Below are 660 nucleotides of genomic sequence, written 5' to 3'. Positions count from 1 at the left end.
GCAGTAACGGGCACCGCTACCGGTGGTGATATTGCCGAAGGTGATGTGGTCACCATGATCATCAACGGCACTGAATACGACACCACTGTAGATGCCGACGGTAATTGGAGCGTCAACGTAAGTGGCGCTGATTTGGCTGCTGATACTGAATTCGACGTAGTGGTCAGCTCAAGCAGTGCTGCTGGTAATACCGTCGAGACAACAGGCACTTCGACCCACACCGTCGACCTGGCCGCTCAGGCCGGCACAGTTACTGTGGACAACATCACCGCTGACGACGTTATCAATGCCTCTGAATCAGCTCAAAGCATCACCGTGACGGGTACTGCCGTTGGTGGCGACATTGCCGAGGGTGACGTGGTCACCATTGTGATCAACGGCACTGAATACGACACCACAGTGGATGCTGACGGTAACTGGACTGTTGATGTTGCGGGCTCCGACCTGGCTGCAGATACCGAATTCGATGTGGTTGTTACCTCAAGCGATGCTGCAGGCAACACCGTAGAAAGCACCGGCACTTCAACGCATACCGTTGATCTGGTCGCCCAGGCTGGCACCGTTGCTGTCGACAATATCACCGCTGACGACATCATCAATGCCGCCGAAGCCACTCAAACCATTGCAGTAACGGGCACCGCTACCGGTGGTGATATTGCC

General features: G+C 55.3%; 1 protein-coding gene. It reads left to right on the top strand.

Annotation, left to right across the window (positions count from 1 at the left end; genetic code table 11):
- Positions 1-660, top strand: a 660-nt coding sequence (locus AC27HQ_RS16935; protein WP_487157370.1) for an Ig-like domain-containing protein, incomplete at both ends; no start/stop codon positions are given.

This window comes from Halopseudomonas sp. 4NH20-0008, from assembly GCF_057548395.1.
The sequence above is the reverse complement of the archived record's forward strand: the minus strand, read 5'-3'. Positions and strand labels throughout refer to the sequence as shown.